Raw genomic sequence first — 7,262 nt, forward strand, 5'->3', positions numbered from 1 at the left:
GCCCGGGTTGGCGCGTCCGGCTCGCCGCCGTCACGCCCCGTGGCGACCTTTTCACGTCGCTGGCCGGACGTGCCCGGACGATCACCGCGCTGCGGGTGTCGCTGGGTCTGCTGGGCGCGGTGCAACTGGTGCTCGGGCTGGCGCAGATCGGCCGGGCCGAGGTGGCCGAGCACGTGCACTCCACCGGCCAACACCTGTGGCACGAGTCCGCCGCCTGGAACGTGGCGGTCGGCGCCGGTTTCCTCTTCGTCGCGTTGCGTCGGACCGCCCCGTCCGGGCTGCTGCCGATGCTCAGCGCCTTCGTGGCCACCCTGGTCCTGCTCTCGGTCAACGACCTGGTCGCCTCGCAGGTCGCCGTGGAACGGCTGGTCAGCCACGGGTTCCTGGTGGTCGGCTACCTGATCACCGTGTTGCTGGCCCGCAGCCTGCGCCGCCCCGGTGACCCGAGTGACCGGCAACGACCCGAGCGCTCCCGCTGGCGGCTGCGTCTCGACGAGATCGACGAGCCTGCTCCGCTGCGGCTGCTGCCGCCGCACTCGGCCCAGGCCCGGCACGGCCGCGACGACCGCCGCGCCGCCTGACGACGCGTCCCCACAGGGGCCGGGACGACCGCCGCAGACAGCCCCCACAAGAGCCGCGACGACCCGCGCCGCCTCAAAACGCAGCCCCCACACGGGCCGCGACAAGCGCCGCCCGACAAGGCAGCCCTCACACGGGCCGCGACAAGCGCCGCGACAACGCAGCACCAACAAGAGCTGCGACGACCGCCGCGTCAGCCGGCGGTGCCGTCCCGGCCCCGACGGAGGCGCGGGGTCGCCGTCTCCAGAGCTGCGACGAGGTCCTCGCGGGCGCGGGCCACCCGGGACCGGATCGTGCCGATCGGTACGTCACACACCTGGGCCGCCTCAGCATAGGAGAGCCCGAGCAGTTGGGTGGCGACGAACGCCTCCCGCCGTTCGTGCACGAGCCCGTCCAGCAGCCCGCGCAGCACCACCTGCTCGTCCATGGCGGCCTCGACGCCGGCCGGAGTCGCCTCGGCGGCGGACTGCCAGTCGGCGAGGTTGGCGGTGCGGGGCCGGGACACGGCTGCCCGCACCTGGTCGACGGCGACCCGTCGGGCGATGGAGAGCAGCCAGGTCCGGGCGCTGGAGCGGCCGGCGAACGAGGGCAACGCGCGCCAGGCCCGCAGGTACGTCTCCTGGACCAGGTCGTCGACGTCCCGCACGCCGGGCAGATGGGCCAGGAACCGCCGTACGTCGTGCTGCGTCGCGCGCACGAATGCGGCGGCGGCAGCCTGGTCGCCCCGCCCTGCGGCGAACGCGTACCCGCTGATGTCGTCGGTCACGGCAGTCATCGCCGTATTGGTCGCTCCGGCTCCCGGGTTGGTTCCCGACGACTTCCGAAAAATCATCGACGCACACGACACCGCCGGGCCTGAAGTGCGGCCCGGCGGTGTCGGAGGTGCGATCCGGTCAGCTCCGGAAGGCGTCCTTGATCTTCTCGCCCGCCTGCTTGATGTTGGCCTTCACCTGGTCGCCGCGACCCTCGGCCTCCAACTGCTCGTTGTCGGTGGCCCGGCCGACACCTTCCTTCACCTTGCCGGTGGTGTTCTCGGTGGTGTTGTTCAACTTGTCATCGAAGCCCATGTCAGCCTCCCGGGGTATCGGCTCATGCTCTTGCTACGCGAATCAGGTACCCAGCCGAACCGCATCGGAACCATCCTGTTTCCAAGAAATCGGTCGGAAGCGGCGCAGCCGGAGGCTGTTGGCGACCACGAAGACCGAGGAGAAGGCCATCGCCGCACCGGCGATCATCGGATTGAGCAACCCGGCGGCGGCCAGCGGCAGGGCCGCCACGTTGTAGGCGAACGCCCAGAACAGGTTCCCCTTGATCGTGCCGAGGGTGCTGCGGGCGAGCCGAATGGCGTCCACGGCGGCCAGCAGATCGTCACGGACCAGGGTCAGGTCGGAGGCTTCGATCGCCACGTCCGTGCCGGTGCCCATGGCCAACCCCAGGTCGGCCTGGGCGAGCGCGGCGGCGTCGTTGACCCCGTCGCCGACCATCGCCACCGCCCGGCCCTCGGCCTGCAACCCCGCGACCACCTCGACCTTTTCGGTCGGCAGCACCTCGGCGATCACCTCGTCGATGCCGACCTCGGCGGCGACCGCGCGGGCGACGGTGGTGTTGTCGCCGGTGAGCAGCACCGGGGTCAGACCGAGGGCGCGCAGCCGGCGGACCGCTTCCCGGCTGGTCGGCTTGACCTGGTCGGCCACCGCGAGCATGCCCCGGGCCCGCCCGGCCCATCCGACCAGCACGGCGGTACGTCCGGCCGCCTCCGCTCCGTTCGCCGCCCGCACCAGATCGTCGGGTACGTCCAGTCCCCGCTCCCGCAGCAGCCGGGATCGGCCGAGCAGCACCTCGCGGTCGTCCACGGTGCCGGTCACGCCCAGCCCCTCGACGTTGGCGAACCCGGTGACCGGCGGCAGTTCGCCCAGTTCGTCCGCGCCGGACACGACCGCCCGGGCGACCGGGTGCTCGGAGCCGGACTCCAGCGCGGCGGCCAGCCGCAGCACCACGGCCCGCTGCTCACCCTCGCCCGCGTGGACGTCGAGGAGCGTCATCCGGCCGGTGGTGACGGTGCCGGTCTTGTCCAGCACCACGGTCTCCACCCGTCGGGTGGACTCCAGCGCCTCCGGCCCCTTGATCAGTACGCCGAACTGCGCGCCCCGCCCGGTGCCGACCAGCAGCGCGGTCGGCGTGGCCAGGCCGAGGGCGCACGGGCAGGCGATGATCAGCACCGCCACGGCGGCGGTGAAGGCGGCGGTCGACCCGGCACCGGAGCCCAGCCACCAACCCAGCGTGCCGACGGCCAGGGCGATCACGATCGGGACGAAGATCCCCGAGATGCGGTCGGCGAGCCGCTGCGCGGCGGCCTTGCCGGTCTGCGCCTGCTCGACCAGCCGGGCCATCTGGGCCAGTTGGGTGTCGGCACCGACCCGGGTGGCGGTGACCACCAGCCGGCCACCGGCGTTGACGCAGCCACCGACCACGGTGTCGCCGACGCCCACCTCGACCGGCACCGACTCGCCGGTGACCATGCTGGCGTCGACCGCCGAGGAACCTTCGTGCACCGTGCCGTCGGTGGCGATCTTCTCGCCCGGCCGCACCACGAACCGGTCCCCCACGGCGAGTTCGTCGACCGGGATCCGGGTCTCCACGCCGCCGCGCAGCACGGCGACGTCCTTGGCACCCAGCTCCAGCAGCGCTCGCAGGGCCGTACCTGCCGTGCGCTTCGCGCGGGCCTCGAAGTACCGCCCGGCGAGGATGAACGCGGTGACCCCGGCCGCCGCCTCCAGATAGATGTGGCCGGTGCCGTCGGTCCGGCTGATCGCGAAGCTGAACGGATGGGTCATGCCGGGCGTGCCGGCGGTGCCGAGGAACAGCGCCCAGATCGACCAGCCGAAGGCGGCGAGCGTGCCGACCGAGACCAGGGTGTCCATGGTCGCCGCGCCGTGCCGCAGGTTGACCAGGGCGGCCCGGTGGAACGGCAGTCCGCCGTAGACCACCACCGGGGCGGCCAGCGTCAGCGACAGCCACTGCCAGTAGGTGAACTGCCAGGCCGGCACCATGGCCAGCGCGATCACCGGCACGCTGAGCACCACCGACACCCAGAGGCGGGTACGCAGCACCCGCAGCTCGTCCACCGGCTCGACGACTTCCGGCGTGTCCTGCCGGGGCGGCGGCACCGCCGCCGTGTAGCCGGTCTTCTCGACCGTGGCGATCAGCTCCTGCGGGGTGACCGGGTCGGCGTAGGTGACGGTGGCCTTCTCGGTGGCGTAGTTGACGCTGGCCTGCACGCCGTCCAGGCGGTTCAGCTTCTTCTCGATGCGGGCGGCGCAGGAGGCGCAGGTCATGCCGCCGATGGACAACTCGATCAGGTTCGCTGCCGTGGGCAGGGGTCGACTCGTGGTCATGGTTGGTCCCTCAGTCGTGCCCGTGTCCGGGCGTACCGTGCCCGTCGTCCGGTGCGGCGGTCGGACCGACCGGGTCCCCGACGCGCACCGGGTCCCCGACGTGCACGGTGAACTCGGCGGTGCGCACCACCCCGCCGTGGCGGAAGTCGAGATAGAGCCGGTACGCACCGGCGGACGGGAACTCGGTGGCGAAGCTCACCCGTGGTCCGGGCTCGGTGCGCCCGTCGCCCGGCACTCCCTCCGGGTGGACGTGCAGGTACGCCAGGTCACCCTGCCGTAGTGCGACCAGGTGCCCGTACGCCCCGAGGTACGGCTCCAGGTCCGTGACGGGTACGCCGTCGCGCGCGACGGTCAGCGTCAGCGTGGACGGGTGGCCCGGTTGTGGCGTGCCGTCCAGGGTGACCGTGTAGCCGTCGACCGTGGCGGTGCGGGCCGGTGCGGGCAGCGGACGCTCGGTCAGGGCACCGGGGACCGTCACGTCGACACCGAGTGTCAACGGCTCGCCTCCGGTCGGGGTGAAGTCGGCGAACGCCCGCCACACCCCGGGCGCGGTCAGCGGCGTGGCGACCCGCCAGGTGCCGTCGGGCGTCAGCTCGGGGTGTACGTGGCGGAAGCCGGAGAGGTCACGCCGGGCGACGATCAGATGCATCGGCTTGTCGTGCACCACGTCGTACCCGGTCACCGGCCGGCTGTCCGGGCCGGTGATCCGGAAGGCGAACTCTCCGGCCGGGGCGCCGACCGGCACCAGCGTGTAGCCGCGTTCGGAGACGAGCAGCCCGCCGGGCAGGTGCCCGGCGGCGCCCGCGTCGTGTCCGGCGTCACCGTCGTGGCCGTTCCGGGCCGGGTCGTCGCCGTGGTCCGCCGTGCCGTCGTGGCTGGTCGCGGTGACCGGGGCCGGCGGCCCGGTCACCTGGCCGACCCCGTACGCGGCGGCGAACACCGCCGCGAGGCCGAGCGCGAAGCCACTCACCTTCGTCGCCGTGTTCATCGGGACACCTCGGTCTCCGGTCGCCTCAGGCGGCGACCAACTCGAAGCCGGCCTCGTCGACTGCGGCCCGGACGGCGGCCGGGTCCAGTGGCTGCTCGCTGGTGACGGTGACCTCGCCGCTGGCCAGGTCGACCCGGACGTCGTCGACGCCGGGGAGCGCGCCGACCTCGGTGCTGACCGCGTTGACGCAGTGGCCGCAGGTCATGCCCTGCACCTGGTACGTGGTGGTGACCATGGCAACTCTCCTCTCCAGGCCCGTCAACCCGGGCCGGGCACCCCGTCGAATACCCTCGGGGGGTATCTACAACCGTGACCGTACCATACCCCCCAGGGGTACGTTATCCTCGTGTTCATGAGCACACCCGCGCCGATCCGCGGCTACACCGCCAGCAAGGACCAACTGCTCGCCCGACTACGCCGGGTCGAGGGGCAGGTACGCGGCGTCGAGAAGATGGTCGACGAGGATCGCTACTGCATCGACGTGCTCACCCAGATCTCCGCGATCCAGGCCGCCCTGGACAAGGTCGCCCTCGGCCTGCTCGACGGGCATGCCCGGCACTGCATGCACGAGGGCGCCGCCGAGGGCCGCGCCGACGAGATGGCCTCCGAGATGATGGCCGCCGTCGGCCGTCTGATGAAGCGCGGCTGACCCGCCCCACCAGCACGCCCGCCTCGGGTGTCGGCTCCGACGCCCGGCATCCGACACACGCTCGCGACCTGCGTTCCGATGCCGACCTGGCTACCATTCGCCACGATGGCCAGCCGATCCGGAGACCTCCCGGCCCCCGCCCGCCGTCGGGCACGCACCACCGCCGCAGCAGCCCTCCGGCGGCCCGCCGCCATACCCCCACGGGGTGCCGGCAGTCCAGCCGCAGCCCTGCTGCGGCCCGACCGCCCCGCCGCAGCCCTGCTGCGGCTGCCGAGAGCCGGCCCCACCCTCACGGTACGCAGCCATCCTGCCACGCTCGGGCCATTCCGGATGCCCGCCGCCGTGGCCGACCGGCGGCGCTGAACCATCTCGCCCGCCGGTACGTAGTTCGCCTTGGAATCGTTGGGAGACAATGAATGGGCGCCGACCACACCCGTTCCGCTCCGCCCACCCCACCCCGGGTGCGGCGGATCCTCATCGTGACGGTGGTCCCCCTCTTCCTCGCCACCCTGGTCGCCGCGCTCGTGCTCTGGCCCTCGGACCCGCCCCGGCCCGAGGCCGCCGACGACCTGCCCCGATACCACGGCACGGTCACGCGGGTGGTGAACGAGCCCTGTCCACCGAACCCGGTCGTGCCCGAGGGCACCCCGACCACGGCCGGGCAGCAGTGCGGCACGGTCACCGTGCGGGTCGACAGCGGCCCGGACGAAGGTCAGGACGTGCAGGCGCCGTTGCCGGACGGGCCGGGGGCACCCCGGGTCAGCGTCGGCGACGCGATCATCCTGGTCTCCCTGATCGATCCCGAGGATCCCTCGATCAGCACCTACAACATCGCCGAGCACCAGCGGGGCAAGCCGCTGATCTGGCTCGCGGTGCTGTTCGCCGCCGCCATCGTGGCCTTCGGACGGCTGCGCGGCCTGGCCGCGCTGGGCGGCCTGGCGGCCAGTTTCGCCATCCTGCTCACCTTCGTGCTGCCCGGCATCAGCGCAGGCCAGCCGCCGCTGGTGGTGGCCATCGTCGGCGCGGCACTGATCATGTTCGTGGTGCTGTACCTGACGCACGGCATCTCGGCACAGACCTCCGTGGCCGTCCTCGGCACGCTCGGCAGCCTGGTGCTCACCGGCCTGCTCGGGCTGGCCGCCACCCGGGCCACCCACCTGACCGGTTTCGGCAGCGAGGACGCCACCACGCTCTCCATGTTCCGGGGCGACGTCGACCTGCACGGCCTGCTGCTCGCCGGCATCATCATCGGCTCGCTCGGCGTGCTCGACGACGTCACGGTGACCCAGGCCGCCGCGGTGACCGAACTGCGGCACGCCAACCCGAGCTTCACCCGCCGGGAGCTGTACCGCTCGGCGACCCGGGTCGGCCGGGCCCACATCGCCTCGGTGGTGAACACCATCGTGCTGGCGTACGCGGGCGCGTCGCTGCCGCTGCTGCTCCTGCTCACCGCCGACACCCGCGCGCTCGGCCAGATCGTGACCAGCGAGTTCCTCACCCAGGAGATCGTCCGCAGCGTGGTGGCCACGCTCGGGCTGGTCGCCGCCGTACCGCTGACGACCGCCCTGGCCGCGCTGGTGGTCACCGCCGGGCGGCGGGACACGCCGGAGCCCGGCGGACCCGGCGGCGACGACGACGGGCCGGACGGCGA

7 protein-coding genes and 1 pseudogene are annotated in these 7,262 nt (G+C 72.9%); 3 read left to right on the plus strand and 5 right to left on the minus strand.

All coding sequences use genetic code 11. The features are described from left to right. A pseudogene (locus EYA84_RS22430) lies at positions 1-581 on the plus strand (hypothetical protein); the annotation flags it as partial. Positions 582-772: 191 nt separating this feature from the next. Here EYA84_RS22430 and EYA84_RS22435 read toward each other — a convergent pair. From EYA84_RS22435 to EYA84_RS22455, 5 genes are all read right to left on the minus strand, one after another. Next, on the minus strand, positions 773-1,354 hold the full coding sequence (locus EYA84_RS22435; protein WP_131055030.1) for a sigma-70 family RNA polymerase sigma factor: 582 nt from the start codon (positions 1,352-1,354) through the stop codon (positions 773-775). A 118-nt stretch (positions 1,355-1,472) separates the two neighbouring features. Next, complete coding sequence (locus tag EYA84_RS22440; protein ID WP_131055032.1) at positions 1,473-1,646, minus strand: CsbD family protein; 174 nt, start codon at positions 1,644-1,646, stop codon at positions 1,473-1,475. 42 nt (positions 1,647-1,688) lie between these two features. Further along, complete coding sequence (locus EYA84_RS22445) at positions 1,689-3,974, minus strand: cation-translocating P-type ATPase (protein WP_131055034.1); 2,286 nt, start codon at positions 3,972-3,974, stop codon at positions 1,689-1,691. Positions 3,975-3,984: 10 nt separating this feature from the next. Next, complete coding sequence (locus EYA84_RS22450; protein ID WP_131055036.1) at positions 3,985-4,962, minus strand: hypothetical protein; 978 nt, start codon at positions 4,960-4,962, stop codon at positions 3,985-3,987. Between the two features lie 25 nt (positions 4,963-4,987). After that, positions 4,988-5,197, minus strand: coding sequence for a heavy-metal-associated domain-containing protein (locus tag EYA84_RS22455; RefSeq protein ID WP_131055038.1), 210 nt, complete (start codon positions 5,195-5,197; stop codon positions 4,988-4,990). A gap of 117 nt (positions 5,198-5,314) precedes the next feature. On the opposite strand from EYA84_RS22455, the gene EYA84_RS22460 reads away from it, so the two are divergent. Together EYA84_RS22460 and EYA84_RS22465 are read left to right on the plus strand one after the other, a co-directional pair. Then, positions 5,315-5,611, plus strand: a complete 297-nt coding sequence (locus EYA84_RS22460) for a metal-sensitive transcriptional regulator (protein ID WP_117230386.1) — start codon at positions 5,315-5,317, stop codon at positions 5,609-5,611. A 416-nt stretch (positions 5,612-6,027) separates the two neighbouring features. Further along, positions 6,028-7,262 (plus strand): YibE/F family protein (locus EYA84_RS22465; protein ID WP_131055040.1); only part of this gene is annotated, 1,235 nt, incomplete at its 3' end.

This window comes from Verrucosispora sp. SN26_14.1, from assembly GCF_004307965.1.
GTDB lineage: Bacteria > Actinomycetota > Actinomycetes > Mycobacteriales > Micromonosporaceae > Micromonospora.